Raw genomic sequence first — 14,269 nt, forward strand, 5'->3', positions numbered from 1 at the left:
GAAGTCTCCAGATCCGCCGCGGCCCGCCCGCGCGGCTCCGGCAAGCACACCAGTCATCCCGGGCGTGGCAGCCGGCACCGGCCCCGCCCCCTCGGAACCAGTTCCTCCGATGCCCACGGAATCGGCGACGAAGCCGCCGGTGCCCAAGGGCACGCCGGACGGACGCAAGGAACCCACCGGCTCGAAGACCAGGAAGCAGAAGAAGGCGTCGTCGCTCCGGCCCGCGGCCGAGGGCGCGGAGACCGAGGCCGAGAGCGGTACGCGGACGCGGACCGACTCCGGTGAGGCCGAGACGCAGTCCACCGGTGGCGCGGCCGCCTCCTCGCCGCTGTCGTTGCTGTCACCGCGCGGTTCGCGGCGGCGGGCCGGCACCGCCGCGGCCGAGACGGTCACGCCGTCCGGGACGCCGGCCACCGCCGCGGCGGAGGGTGAGGACGGCGCCGGCCGAAGCCGTCGCGACCCGGACGTCCTGGTCTCCGCGAAGGCGGACCCCGGCACCGGTGGCGCCGCCGCCGGCGAGGCCGCCGGTGTGGCCGAAGGCCGGACGCGGACGGTAGCGGCGGGACGAGGCGCCCGTGCTCTGCTGCGCGGCTCCCACCGCACCCTGCTCACCGTCGCCGCGGTCACCGGCGTCGTCCTGGTGGCGGGTGTCCTGGTCGGTCTGCGCGGTGGCGGTGGCGGTGGCGGCGGTCATGACCGCGCCGCACCGGACCCCGCCGCCACCCTGCTCGATCCGGGTTCGGACGGCGGCCCGCAGGCGGGTGTGCCCGGTGCGCTCCCGGCGCCGTCCGCTCACAAGTCGGGTGCCGCCGGCGGCCACGCCTCCACGGGGCACGGCGACCCGAGCCCGGCGGGACACGGCAAGCATGCCGGGACCGTCGCGAGCGGGGGCGGCTCACACGGCTCCTCCTCGGGGTCGTCGGCCTCGCAGGGCCACGGCAAGACGGGGGGCGGCAGTACGTCCTCCACCGCGACCCACCCCGCCACCCATGCCACGAAGGCCCCCGCGGCCCCGCGTCACACGAAGGCTCCGTCCACCTCCGGCGGTTCGGGTGGTTCGGGTGGTTCGGGCGGTTCGGGTGTCATGGTGTTCAGCCACGCCTCCGGCCGCTGCCTCACGGTCGCGGGCGGCCAGGGCAAGGACGGTTCCCCGCTGGAGATCCGTGACTGCTCCGGTTCGGCCGCGCAGAAGTGGACCTTCGCCTCCGACGGTACGATCCGCGCCTTCGGCCTGTGCATGGACGCCGCGGGCGCCTCCACCTCCAACGGTACGGTCGTCCAGCTGGCGAACTGCAACGGCGGCCCCGCCCAGCAGTTCCGGCTCAACTTCAGGCAGGACCTGACCAGCGTCCTCGCCGACAAGTGCGTGGACGTGAAGGACCAGCGGACCGCCAACGGCACACACCTGCAACTGTGGGACTGCGCCGGCACCGACAACCAGAAGTGGTCCAAGAAGTAACCGGACCCGATCACACGAGAGGACCTCACCGCCCCGGTCTCCCGGTGCGATGAGGTCCTCTTCGCTTGGTGCCACCTGCTCGGCGAGCCGCCGACGCGCCCGTCAGACGTGCGAGTGGGGGGTGGGCAGGTCGTGGATGGCGTTCGTGTTGTCGGTCTGGGTCTTCTCGAAGTTCTTGCCCGAGCTCAGGGTGAGGCGCGCGGCGCTCTCCATGGCTTGCGCCAGGTCGCGTATGCCGTCCCTGAGCAGGTTGTGGAACGGCACGTAGTTCTGGACGTACTGCTTGCCGTACGAGTCGTTGCCCCACGGAGGGTCCGCCGGGTCGAAGGCGGTGTCGTCGGCGAACTGCTCGGCGGCGCGGTCCGTCGTCTCCGCGACCTGGTCGGTGGCGCCGGCGCCGGACTGGATACGGCTGGGGTCGGCTGTGAAGACGTTGTCGTCAGCCACGTGTGTCACCTCCGGCGGGCCGCGGGGCGAGGACTTCCTCCAGTGATCCGCCGTCGAGGAGCTTGTCCAGGTCGACGCGGTCGAGGACTCCGCCGTCCAGGGTCGTCGGAGCGCCGGCGCCCGCGGCCTGGACGAGGGCCATGGCACGCGAGGTCACCTGGGCCCGCGACGCCGACATGGCCTCCAGCACGCTGGCCGCCAGTGCCTGCCCGGTCATCTCCTTGAACTTGTTGTTGGGGAAACGCAGCCCCGACGGCGCCCCGTCGGAGCCGACGGTGACCTCCACGGCGCCGTCGCGCGACCGCGCCGTGACGGAGATCGACTGGATCTCCCTCCTGGCCTCCATGAGCGCCTCGCGCGTCTTCATGAACTCGGCCAGGGCCTGCTGCTGCTGTTCTTGCAGTGATGAACTCATGGATTCTCCGTTGGTCGGGTGCGCCGGGTTCAGTGGCCGATCGAGGCGGGCAGCCCGCCCTCCTCGGTGCCCCAGACGTCCTTGCCCTTCCCCTTCCAGGCGGCACTGTCGGTCGCCTGCCGGGAGCCGCCGGCCGGTCCGTAGCCGGACTCGGTGGACGGGCGGCGCGAGCCGAGGAGTTCGTCGGAGTCGGTCTCCTCCTCCTCCCACTCCTCCGGCTCCTCGGGGGTGGCACGGGCGGCGAACGGGGACATGCCGTGCTGGATGACGGCGCCGTCCATGTCGTTGCCGTCGTAGAGGTTGCGCTCCCGGTCGCCGCCGCCCTGGCCGCCCTGCTGGCCGCCCATGCGGTTCATGCCGGCCATCATCATCATCGGGGAGAGCAGCCCCATGGCGCTCTGGCTGTCGGTGTTCGCACCCCCGGTCATCGCGCCCGCGCCGACGCCGGCTCCCGCGCCGGCCCCCACCCCTGCCGTGAGCGCCTTGTTGGCCTCCGTCGCCGCCGCGCTCTGCGGGCTCGGGGTCGTCTGGTACCGCCCGTCCGAGGTGGTCACCAGTCCGCTGCCGTCCGTGTGTTTGTACTCGGTGACGCCGCCGGGGTGCCTGGTGATGGCGGTGCCGTCCGGCGTGTGAGTGGTGACCCCGCCGCCGCCGCTGTAGGTGGGGATGTCGACGGACGGTATGTGCACGTTGCCGCCGCCGGAGTGGGGACTCGTCCCGTACCCCGTCGCCTCGGTCGTGGTGATCTTCCCGTTCGGGTGCAGGGTGGTGGTGCTGCCGTCCGGGTTGCGGGTGATGATGTCGCCCTTGCCGTCGACGGAGATGGTGCTGCCGTCGCCCGTGGTGATGCTCTTTCCGGCGCCGAGGTGGCTGGTGGTGGTGTGCCCCTGCGCGTCCACGCTGGTCACGTCCCCGTTGGGGTGCACGGTGACCTTCGAGCCGTCCGGGTTGTCGGTGGTGAGGCTGCCGTCGGAGTTGACGTGGGAGACGGCGCCGTCGGGAGAGGTCAGCTGTGTCTCGCCGCCCGGCTTGACGATCTCCGACGCACCGTTGTGGAACGTGGTCGTCTTGGTGCCGTCGGGTGCCGTCTGGGTCAGACTGCCGTCCGCGTTGCGGGTGATGCTGGTGCCGTCCGGGTTGCTGAGCGACTCACCGACGCCGAGGTGGCTGGTGGTGGTGTGGCCCTGCGGGTCGACGGTGGTCACGTCGCCGCCGGGTGAGACCGTCCGGCGGGTTCCGTCGGGGAAGGTCGAGGTGATGCTGCCGTCGGCGCCGCGGGTGACCGAGTTGCCGTCCGGGTAGGTGGTCGTCACCCCGGTGGGGGTACGGGTGGTGGTGCTGCCGTCGATGTTGCGGATCGGCAGTCCGGAGCCGAAGTTCGGGAGGCCGCCGCCGTTCGCCGGCATGGTGGTGATGTCCGGTACGCCGCCGCCGAGGCCGCCGTTGCCGGTGAAGTCCGGTGCCTTGGTCGTGAACTGGTTGCCCAGCCCGTTGCCCAGCCCGTGCGAGGCGCCACCGTTGCCGGTGAGGTTCGCCAGGCTGTTGCCGAGGCCGTTCCCGACGTTGTTGAGCCCGTTGCCGAGGCTGTGGAAGCTGTTGCCGAGCCCGTCGCCGAGGCTGTGGAAGCTGTTGCCGAGGCCGTCGCCCAAGCCCTTGAAGCCGTTGTTGACGCCGTCCCCGAGGTGGTTCAGGCCGTCCCCGAGCTTCTTGAGGTTGTCGTTCAGGCTGCTGTTGCCCTTGTCGCCGTTCTCCTGCTGCACGTCCGAGGTCAGCGACGAACCGGTGTCGCTGAAGGAGTACGCCGGATTCCACGACGGGTCGAGCACACGTGACCAGTCCTTCTGGAGGGTTTCCAGCACCTGCCGGGCAGGCGCGTCCAGATTGGTCTCGATGTTGGTGGTCCAGCGGTTCATGGCTTCCTGGACCACCGCGTGCCAGGTGGACGTGGAGGTCAGTCCGCCGAACGCGGTGTCCTCCGAGAAGTTCGACGTGAACGCCGCGCCGATGATCGTGTTGCTCAGGGTGTCGACTTCCTCCAGGATCTGGCGAGAGTTGTGCTCGAAGATCCAGTTCCTCATCTCGCTGAACACCTGGTTGAGTACATCCTGCGGATCGGCGGGAATGTTCTGCTCTGTCTTCGAACCGTCCGGCAGCGAGGTGGTGATGGGCTTTCCCCGCTGCCAGAAGAAATCCGAGTAGATCTTGTACAGGTCCGTGTACGCCTTGTACAGGGACTGTTCGGCCCCGATCAGGTCGTCCCCGTGCAGCGTCTTGCTGACGTATCCCGTGGAAGGGGACCGGTGCTGCGGACTGAACCCCGGCGGCTGAAGCTGCGAGGTGTAGTTCTCGTACTTCTTGTGGAGGTCGTCGACCAGGAGCCAGAACGCGCCTGCGGCGTTCCCCTTCCAGGACGCCTGCTCACTGCCGAGTTGCCGCTTCCACTCCGCGAGGACCTCGGTCTGCTGCTTGAAGAACTCCCCAGCCGCGTCGAACGACCAGGCCAGTTCGGCGAACGTCTTGAGCTGCACGCCGTCCACCGCGGGCGCACCGTCCCCCCTGACGCTGATCTCGCCCTTCAACGAGGAGTAGTTCGTCAGCAGGCTGCTGAGGGAACCGTCCGACCTGTCCCAGTACCCGTGGAACGAAGGATCGTCCAAGTAGGTGATGTCGGCCCGGCACTTGCGTGCCGCCTTGCCGCCGCCACTCGTGAAGAACTCGAAGTGCCAGCCCTTGTTGCCGTCTTTCGGCACGATCCAGGCGAGGAAGTCGTCCTCGCTGTCGAACTGCTTCCCCCCTGCCTTGAACGAGTAATTGATCCAGGGGATACCACTGTCGCCGGTGGCTTTCGTCACGTCGGCGCGTGTGACCAGCGACCAGCCGGTCAACAGGTGGAGGATGTCTTCCCAGCTTTGCGCGGCCATGGTCCTACTACTCCGGGGATGTCGTCGGCGGTCAGAGGTTCAGGGAGTTCTGGCCGTTGCCGGTGCCACTGCCCGCCCCGGTCGCGGAGCCGCCGCCGATGGCTGACTGGTAGTCGCTGATCGCCTTCATGAACTTCTGCGACTCGACCTCCGACAGGTTGTGCGCCTGCGCGTCCTTCATGGTGGTGATGACGTTCCGCAGATCGGCCTGGAGCTTGGTGAATCCGGCCTTGTGACGATTGAGAACCTCGTCGATCGCGGTGGCGGCCTTCTTCGCGTTGTCGCAGATGTTCTTGCCGCCGGTCTGGTCGTCTCCCGCCATCGGGCCGATGGCCAGTACCTGAGGCTTCTTGCTGACGTCGTAGAGCGACGTGGGGTGCGCGTCCGCGGACCGCATGTTGTCGATCACGCGGAGGAAGCCGCTGACGTCGGTGTCGATGAAATTCTGCAGGGCTGCAAAATCCAGTTGGTCCAGATGGTGGTTCTCGCTACCGGGCATGTGCGCCTTCCTACCGCTTCGACGTGTTGTTGAGAGGAGTTACATCCGGATGTCCATGAACCCCTGCGCGTTCGTCTGCACGACCTTCTTGTAGTTGTCCGAGACGTCGTTCAGCGTCGTGAAGAACCGCTCGAGGATGAGCGACAGGTTGTCCACCTCGGTGTGCCAGGTGGGCAGGACCTGCTGGTAGTAGACGTTGCTGTCGGCACCCGTCCAGGCGCCGACGACGGTGCCGATGTTGGTCTCCAGCTCGCTCATCGTCTTCGCGATGGCCCGGGTCTGCTCCTGCATGGCCGCGACCGACTGGCCGACCTGGAGGTGATCAATGTCAATGCCGTCCGACACGGTTTCTCCTTGGAAGTCGTGGGTGTACTGCGATGTGGTGCTGACCGGCCGGCGGCCGGGTCAGGATCAGGGAACCAGCGCCCCGTAGGTGCTGTCCGCGGTGGAGCCGCCCGAGGAGGCGACGCTCGTGACGCCCTGGCCGAAACCCGACAGGCCGCCACCGCTGTTGACCACGGCCTGGAAGTTGGACTCCTGCACGTGCTCGTCGCGCTGCATGCTCTCGCCGAGCGTGTTCTCCATCGCGATGCAGGTGTTCATGATCCGGTCGACCTCTTCCAGCCAGGTGTCGATCACCTGGCCGAACGCGACGCCGTCCCTGCCCTGGTAGTGCGTGGCGAGGGATTCCCGGTGCGACCTGACCACGTCCTGCGTGGACTGGAGGCCCTTGCGGGCCTGCTCCAGAAACCCGATGGACTTGATGTAGGCCTCTTTTGTTGACTTCTGGTTGTTGGTGTCCATGGTTCCTCTCCGCGGAGTCGTGAGGTGCTCCGGAAGGCCGGAGCGGCCGTGCGGCCGACGGGAGGTGTCTCGATGCCGACACCTCCGCCGCCACTGTTGAAGACGAGATACGTGCCTGGACTGGTTCACACTATCCGTTGCGACGTCAACCCGCCTTGGCGTTTCCCTTGTTGCCCTGCTCACACACGGGTGAGCCCGTGGCCGTCGCCCGGCCCGACACCGCGGCCTGCGCCGACAGGTCGGGGCCGGTGGGGAGCATGTCCAGCAGCGGGGCGGGCAGACCGTCCGCGGCGGACAGGTCGTACCCCAACGCCTTCGCGGCGTCCGCCGTGGGCACCCGGTACTTCACCCCGTTGTCCGTGACCAGATACGTGGTGGTTCCCGTGCCGCCTCCCGAACTGTTGAGCGCGCGCACCAGGCTTCCGCTGCCCGGCGCCACCGCGATGCCGTCGACGGGCAGGCAGGCGGGTGCCAGCGCCTTCAGCGGCGGGAGGGCCTCCTCGACGACCGTCTTCCCCGGCACCAGCGAGAGCGTCACCCGGACGCCCGTCGCGCCCTCGGCGTCGAGGCCGACGCACACCCCGGAGGATTCGGGCACGCCCAGCAGGGCCGGCGGGTGCCCCGGAAGCTGTGAACCGGCCCGCCGTACAGCGGCGCCGGTCGCCGAACCCGAGGGCGCCAGCGCGTCGCCGAGTGCCTGCGCCGACAGGACCACCTCCGTCGGGACGGCTCCCCGGTAGGCCTTCTGCCTGACCTTCGGGTCGCCCAGGGCGAGCGCGGCCTGCGTCGGGGTGATCGGGATGAGACCGTCGCCGCCGAGCACGTAGTACCGCTTGGCGGACCCGGGGGTCTGAACGGTGAACACCTGGCCGACCCGGGTGGCCTTGCCGTCCAGCGCCGGACCGCTGCCGCCCAGGCCCGTCACCGGGGGAGCCGCCAGGTCGGGGCCGGCGGGCACGGCGTCGAGGAACGCCGCGGAGACGGCGGTGGCGGTCGCACCGCCGTAGCCGAGCGCCGCCAGCGCCTCCTGACCGCCGGCCACCTTGAACCGGTTGTCCTGCCACAGCAGATAGATGTCGCCGTCGGGCCCCTTGACCAGCACGGCCTGGTCCTCCCGTACGCCCGTGCCCTCTTGCGCGCTGTCGACGGCGAGGACCGTCAGCGGCTTGCGGGCTCCGGAACCGGTCGTGGTGGTGGCCGCGCACACCTGCCAGGGGTGGCTGTTCAGGTTCTCCGTGGTGGGCAGCGAGTCGGGGGCGCCGGGGATGCCGACCTCGGTGCCGTGCCGGGCCGAGCTCAGGGAGTTGGCGGACACCGACACGGTGGTCATGCCGGCACCCAGCAGCAGACGCGCGGAGGGGTAGTTGCGCACGGTGTGGAGCCGGCCGTCGTACACGTACCGGGTGCCGGTCTCCTTCTCGACGATGAGCGCCTTGCCGCTTTCCCAGGTGGTGTTGCCGCCGGGCTTGACCAGGCCGAACACCAGGGACCCGGCGGACACGACGGCGGCGATCACCATTCCGTAGGTCATACCGCGGTTGGTCCGCCGGGTGGGCGGCTCCGCCGCATCGGGATCCGCGCGGAGCAAACCCGAGGTCAGCCGGGACACCAGGAACTGGTGGGCGATGACCTGGTCGCGTCGGGACTGCATGACGACACCTCCTCGGTTCAGCCGAACAGGCCGCGCAGGCGCTGGTACACGTCCAGGACCCACAGGGCGAGAGGGAGCAGTGCGAGGGCCGCGCCGGACTGGATCAGGTCTCCCGCCCGGCCCCAGTACGGCAGCAGCCGCCGACCGGGCACCGTCCAGGAGACGACCGCGGCGAGGGCCGCGCACAGCAGCAGGGCGGCGATGCCGAGGAGTTCCCCGTGCCGGCCGTGCCGGGCGGCCAGTTCGACGATCAGGAGCACCGTGCCGATGCCCGCGGGCAGGCTCAGCGCGATCCGCTGCCAGGAGGTGCCCAGGCTGCGCCCGTGCAGACCGAGCAGCACCGCCAGGACCAGCACGGTGACCGTCTCGGGCAGGCCGGGGTGCCGGGCCATCACGGCGAGACATGCCAGGCAGACCACGCCCACCGCGGCGTACAGACCGGTCATCCAGCGGTCCACGGCGGCGGCGCCGCTCGCGACGTCGTCCTCGGAGCGCGGCTCGATGCCTTCCTGGAGCTGACCGGGGTTGGTGGGCAGCGGGGGCAGCCGCAGCCCCGACAGGGAGAAGGACATCATCGGGATGAAGGCGCCGAGCAGGACGGCGGCCGCGGCGACCGCGGCGGCGGCCCGGTGGGCGGAGACGTCGAGAGCGATCATGAGGGCACCGCCCAGCACCGCCGCCAGCGTCAGGACCCCGCAGGACGCGAACACGACCGGATAGCCGGTCACCACCGCGGTGGCCAGGACCAGGCCCACGGTGCCCGCCGCCCCCGCCGCGAGCAGATGGGCGCCCGCGGTGCGGGCCGAGCCGTCCCCGGCCTGCCCGCCGCCGACCAGCAGCAGACCCGACACCGCCAGGAAGGCGGAGCCGAACAGGCCCAGCAGCACGCCTCCTTGGGGGTCCTCCAGCACGCGGGCGGCGGAGCCCGCCCCGGACAGCGCGAGCAGGGCCGCGCCCGCGGCGAGGGTGATCCGGTCGCCGGGGTCGCCCTTCGCCGTGACGAGCAGCACCAGGCACCCGAGCAGCGCGGTGGCCATGAGCACCCGCAGCACCCAGCGGCTGATCTGCGGGCTCCACGCGTGCGGGAGTTGCTGGACGACGGCCGAGACTGCCTCCAGCAGACTGTCGTAACGCACCGGCGGCAGGGTGTCGGTGTGCGGGCGCAGCAGCAGCGTCTCGCCCTCCCTCAGGTCGAGCGACTCGGGCGTGCCCTCAAGGTCCAGGGCATGGCCGCCGATGCGTTGCAGCACCCAGCCGCCGTGTTCCAGGCCGTGCTCGCTCAGGTCTTCGCCCGCGTGCCCCGCGATCACGGGCAGCAGGTCGGCTATCGGCACGTCGGCCGGGACCGCGAGGTCGAGTGTCTTGTCGGGGGCGCGCACCGTGAGGCGGCACAGCCCGTTCAGCGAGCCTTCGCTCATGGGGGGCAACAGCCTTCCGTGGAGAGATACACGGCCGTGCCGCAGCGTGCTCCGCCGGAACACGTGTGCGGCAGGGCGAAGCGGTCGGGACGCTCCGCCCCACCACGGCGCGAGTGTTCAGTCTGCCGGGTGAAGCGAGGGCGGTCGAGGCCATGCGATGCCTGAGCCGGAAAATACCTGAGAGTCAGATACTCTCATGTCCGGAAGCGTTTCTTCACCCGAGCCCCTGGGAGCACATGTGTCCTCGGGTGGCTGCGATGCCGCCGCGGACCGGCGCCGGGATCGTCCCCCGCGGTGACAGTCACCTGGATGTCACCCTGTGGTGAGCCCGCTCTCCAGGCCCCTCATCACCCCTGCGCGGGGGCCCTGCCGAACCGCCCTGTGCACAGTCGAAGGAGAGCCCAGTCGTGAGTGTGGTTGTCTTCCGCAGGCCGGCCCGCCGGCGCGGCCCGGAACTGCCCGACGGTGAGCTGACGCTCCAGGAACCACCGACGCTCGCGGAGGCGGCCCCGTCGTCCTCGGCCAACATGCTCACCTATCTGCCGATGGCCGGTATGTCCGTCGGTATGGTGCTGCTGTATACACGTATCGGCAGTGGGACGGGCCCGATCATCTATCTGGTGGTCGGGCTGATGCTGCTCTCTATGATCATGATGCTGGTCGGGCAGCTGGTGAAGTCAGGCTCCGAGCGCAAGCAGAAGATGCAGGGGGTACGCCGGGACTACCTGCGCTATCTCGGCGGTGTGCGGCGCCGGGTGCGGTCCGCGGTCACCGAGCAGCAGCGCGCGCTGGCCTGGAAGCACCCCGACCCGGCCGTGCTGTGGTCGTTCGCGAAGACCACCCGGCTGTGGGAACGCCGCGCCTCCGACGACGATTTCGCGGAGGTGCGCATCGCGGTCGGCGAGCAGCGCCTGGCGATGCAGCTGGTCAACAAGACGGCGAAGCCGGTCGAGGACCTCGACCCGCTGTCCGCGCACGCGCTGCGCGCCTTCATCAACGCCTATTCCACCGTGCCCGAGCAGCCCATCGCCGTGTTCCTGCGGGCCTGGGCGCGCATCCTGTTCCGGGGGGAACGCGAGAAGGTGCTCGCGACGGCGCGGGCGCTGCTCGCCCAACTCGCGGTGCTGCACACCCCGCAGGACCTGGTGATCGCCTTCTGCGTGGCGCCGGAGAACCGCGGGGAGTGGGAGTGGTCGAAGTGGCTGCCGCACGCGCTGCACCCCAAGGAGTCCGACGGCGCGGGACCGGCCCGGCTGATCACGTCCACCGTGGCCGAGCTGGAGGATCTGCTGGGCGCGGAACTCACCGACCGCGGTGTCTTCGAGGCGGGTGCGTCACCGACCAAGGACGAGCCCTACGTCGTGGTCGTCCTGGACGGCGGTCAGGTCCCCTCCGGCCACCGCTTCGAACGTGCCGGGTACCGCAACACCGTGCTGCTCGACGTCTGCGAGACGCTGGCCTGGAAGCCCGGCCGGACCGTGCTGCGCCTGCTCGTGGAGGAGGCCGAGGGGACCGGGCTGACGGCCGGGGCGTACGACGAGGTGAAGATCGTGCGGACCGACCGGAACCGCAAGGAGACGGCGATCCCGCTGGGCCGCGCCGACCGGCTCGGCCCCGCCGCCGCACGGTCCCTGGCCGCCCAGCTCGCGCCCATGCGCACCGGCGCCACCGCGCAGGCCGCGCAGCCGCTGTCCACCGACATCCAGCTCACCGCCCTCCTCGGCATCACCGATCTGCACCGCTACTCCGCGCAGGAGTACTGGGAGCGGCGGGCCGGGCAGAACAAGCGGCTGCGCGTGCCCATCGCCGTCGGGGCCGACGGCCGGCCGGTGGAGCTCGACATCAAGGAGTCCGCGCAGGACGGCATGGGCCCGCACGGCATGCTGATCGGCGCCACCGGCTCCGGCAAGAGCGAACTGCTGCGCACCCTGGTCCTGGGGCTCGCCCTGGCCCACTCGTCCGAGACGCTGAACTTCGTCCTCGTCGACTTCAAGGGCGGCGCGACCTTCCTCGGCTTCGACGCCCTCCCGCACACCTCCGCGGTCATCACCAACCTCGCCGACGAGGCCGCGCTGGTGGACCGCATGCAGGACGCGCTGCGCGGCGAGATGCAGCGGCGCCAGGAACTGCTGCGCGCCGCGGGCAACTACACCTCCGCCCTGGACTACGAGAAGGCGCGCGCCGCCGGAGCGGACCTGGAGCCGCTGCCCAGCCTGCTGGTGGTCGTCGACGAGTTCAGCGAACTGCTCTCGGCGCACCGCGAGTTCATGGACCTGTTCGTGGCCATCGGCCGGCTCGGCCGCTCGCTGGGCGTCCATCTGCTGCTCGCCTCGCAGCGTCTGGACGAGGGCCGTATGCACCAGCTGGAGAGCCATCTGTCGTACCGGATCGGCCTGCGCACGTTCTCCGCGATGGAGAGCCGGGGTGTGCTCGGCGTGCCGGACGCCTACGAACTGCCCTCCCAGCCGGGCGCCGGATACCTCAAGAGCGGCGTGGAACCGCTCACCCGCTTCCGTGCCGCCTATGTGTCGGGACCGTACCGGCAGCGGGTCGGCGCGCTCGCCCAGGAGAAGATCGCCGGCCAGGTGATGCCCTGGACCGGGGACTGGGTGAACGCGCGGGAGGAACCGGCGGCCGAGGAGCCGGAGAAGGCCGCCGGCGCGCAGGGGGACGACGAGGACGACACCAGCCTGATGGCGGTGGCCATCGACAAGCTGCGTGACGCGGGACCGCCGGCCTACCAGGTGTGGCTGCCGCCGCTCGGCGCACCGCCCACCCTCGACGCGCTGCTGCCGCCGCTGGTCCCGGACCCCGCACTGGGGCTCACCACCGCCGACTGGGAGGGCCGCGGCAAGCTGCGGGTTCCGCTCGGCATCGTGGACAAGCCGTTCGAGCAGGTGCGTGAGCCGATGATGGTGGACCTCAGCGGTTCCGGCGGCCACGTGGCCATCGGCGGCGGGCCGCAGAGCGGCAAGTCCACCCTCGTACGCGACCTGATCACCGCGCTGGCGCTCACCCACACCCCGCGCGAAGTGCAGTTTTACTGCCTGGACTTCGGCGGTGGCTCGCTCGCCTCGCTGGCCGGCCTGCCGCACGTCGGCGGCGTCGCCGGCCGGCTGGAGGGTGAGCGCGTGGGACGGACCCTGGCCGAGATGATGACGCTGCTCGCCCACCGCGAGCGGCTCTTCCTGGAGCACGGCATCGACTCGATGGCCACGCTGCGCCGCCGCCGGGCGGCGGGCGATTTCCCCGAGGAGCGGCACGGCGACGTGTTCCTGGTCGTCGACGGATGGCAGACCGTCCGGCAGGACTTCCAGGACCACGTCCAGGTGATCGGCCAGCTCGCCACGACCGGCCTCAACTACGGCATCCACGTGGTGACCACCACCACCCGCTGGGTGGAACTGACCGCCGCGATCCGCGACCAGTCGGCCACCAAGCTGGAGCTGCGGATGGGCGACCCGCTGGACTCCATGATCGACATCCGGCAGGCCAAGAGCATCCCGCGCATTCCCGGCCGGGGCCTGACGGTCGACTCGAAGCTGCACTTCCTCACCGCGCTGCCGCGCATCGACGGCGTCGACGACCCCGCCGACCTCGGCGACGGTGTCGCCGACCTGGTCCAGGCCGTGACCGAGAGCTGGCAGGGTCCCACGGCGCCCCCCGTGCGGATGCTCCCGACGCTCTTCGACGCCCGCGACCTCGCCCCCGCGCCCGAGGGGCGGCCCTTGCGGATCGCGCTCGGTATCGAGGAGAACCAACTGGCGCCCGCCTGGCACAACTTCGCGGAGACCCCGCACCTGGTGGCCTTCGGCGACACCGAGTCGGGCAAGACGAACCTGCTGCGCGTGGTCGCCAAGGCGGTGACCGAGCGGTTCACCCCGGCCGAGGCACGGATCCTCGCGGTCGACTTCCGCCGCGAACTCGTCGAGTCGGTCCCCGAGGCGTACCGGCTGGGACACGCGGTGTCGGTGGACCAGCTGGAGGAGTACGTGCAGGGTGTGGCACGGGCCCTGAAGACCCGTACGCCCGGTCCGGAGATCACACCTGCCCGGATGCGGCTGGCCGACTGGTGGGCGGGGCCCCGGCTGTTCATCCTCGTGGACGACTACGACCTGGTCGCCGCCCCCATGCGGACCGTCTTCGAGCCGTTGCTGGAACACCTTCCCCTGGGCTACGAAGTGGGTCTGCACATGGTCGTCACCCGGTCCGCGGCGGGCGCGGTGCGCGGCGTCAACGACCCGCTCGTGCGGCGCATGCTGGAGGTGAACGCCCCGGGCCTGCTGCTGTCCTGCCCGCCCAGCGAGGGATACGTGTTCGGCAACGTCAAGCCGCGCGTACTGCCGCCGGGCCGCGGCAACTACATCACGCGCCGCAGCGTGACGCAGATCCAGACGGCGTTCCTGGAGGACGGGACGGCGGAGGCGCCGACGGGCCGCTGACCACGGCGGCCCCCACCCGGGTGTCGAGGTGGGGGCCGGGCCGCCGGGGGAGGGACCGCGATGGCCGGGGTGCGGTCGTGTGCCCGGTGGGCAGGGCGCGGAGGCGGAGGCCGCCGAAGGGTGGATGCCGGAGCCGGGCGGGGTGAAGGGTCGGGTGTCGGACGGTCCTCGGTGGCGGTTTCGGCACCAGTGGCGGGGGCGCGCAGGGGCCGG

10 protein-coding genes are annotated in these 14,269 nt (G+C 70.7%); 2 read left to right on the plus strand and 8 right to left on the minus strand.

What is annotated here, in order from left to right; all coding sequences use genetic code 11:
• Window positions 1-109: 109 nt before the first annotated feature.
• The gene (locus tag ACZ5DC_RS28755; RefSeq protein ID WP_468657411.1) at window positions 110-1,459 is read left to right on the plus strand and encodes a ricin-type beta-trefoil lectin domain protein; all 1,350 of its coding nucleotides are present in this window, start codon (window positions 110-112) and stop codon (window positions 1,457-1,459) included.
• 102 nt (window positions 1,460-1,561) lie between these two features.
• On the opposite strand, the gene ACZ5DC_RS28760 is transcribed toward ACZ5DC_RS28755, so the two are convergent.
• The 8 genes from ACZ5DC_RS28760 to eccD form a co-directional block, all read right to left on the minus strand.
• Complete coding sequence (locus tag ACZ5DC_RS28760) at window positions 1,562-1,906, minus strand: hypothetical protein (RefSeq protein WP_468657413.1); 345 nt, start codon at window positions 1,904-1,906, stop codon at window positions 1,562-1,564.
• On the minus strand, window positions 1,899-2,321 hold the full coding sequence (locus tag ACZ5DC_RS28765; RefSeq protein ID WP_468657415.1) for a YbaB/EbfC family nucleoid-associated protein: 423 nt from the start codon (window positions 2,319-2,321) through the stop codon (window positions 1,899-1,901). The genes ACZ5DC_RS28760 and ACZ5DC_RS28765 overlap by 8 nt, the downstream gene beginning before the upstream one ends.
• A gap of 29 nt (window positions 2,322-2,350) precedes the next feature.
• Window positions 2,351-5,242, minus strand: a complete 2,892-nt coding sequence (locus ACZ5DC_RS28770; protein ID WP_468657417.1) for an AAWKG family protein — start codon at window positions 5,240-5,242, stop codon at window positions 2,351-2,353.
• A 31-nt stretch (window positions 5,243-5,273) separates the two neighbouring features.
• Entirely contained in the window at window positions 5,274-5,741 is a 468-nt protein-coding gene (locus tag ACZ5DC_RS28775) for a type VII secretion system-associated protein (RefSeq protein ID WP_366753302.1), read from the minus strand.
• 39 nt (window positions 5,742-5,780) lie between these two features.
• Entirely contained in the window at window positions 5,781-6,086 is a 306-nt protein-coding gene (locus ACZ5DC_RS28780) for a WXG100 family type VII secretion target (RefSeq protein WP_366753303.1), read from the minus strand.
• Between the two features lie 66 nt (window positions 6,087-6,152).
• On the minus strand, window positions 6,153-6,545 hold the full coding sequence (locus ACZ5DC_RS28785) for a hypothetical protein (protein WP_366753304.1): 393 nt from the start codon (window positions 6,543-6,545) through the stop codon (window positions 6,153-6,155).
• 145 nt (window positions 6,546-6,690) lie between these two features.
• Window positions 6,691-8,196 carry a type VII secretion protein EccB gene (eccB, locus tag ACZ5DC_RS28790; protein WP_468657420.1) on the minus strand — a complete coding sequence of 502 codons (1,506 nt, stop codon included), beginning with the start codon at window positions 8,194-8,196 and terminating at the stop codon, window positions 6,691-6,693.
• A gap of 17 nt (window positions 8,197-8,213) precedes the next feature.
• The gene (eccD, locus tag ACZ5DC_RS28795) at window positions 8,214-9,614 is read right to left on the minus strand and encodes a type VII secretion integral membrane protein EccD (protein WP_468657422.1); all 1,401 of its coding nucleotides are present in this window, start codon (window positions 9,612-9,614) and stop codon (window positions 8,214-8,216) included.
• A 407-nt stretch (window positions 9,615-10,021) separates the two neighbouring features.
• Here eccD and eccCa point away from each other — a divergent pair, with 407 nt between their 5' ends.
• Complete coding sequence (gene eccCa / locus ACZ5DC_RS28800) at window positions 10,022-14,056, plus strand: type VII secretion protein EccCa (protein ID WP_468657424.1); 4,035 nt, start codon at window positions 10,022-10,024, stop codon at window positions 14,054-14,056.
• Window positions 14,057-14,269 lie beyond the last annotated feature (213 nt).

The sequence above is a fragment of the Streptomyces sp. NPDC031445 genome (genome assembly GCF_055581365.1).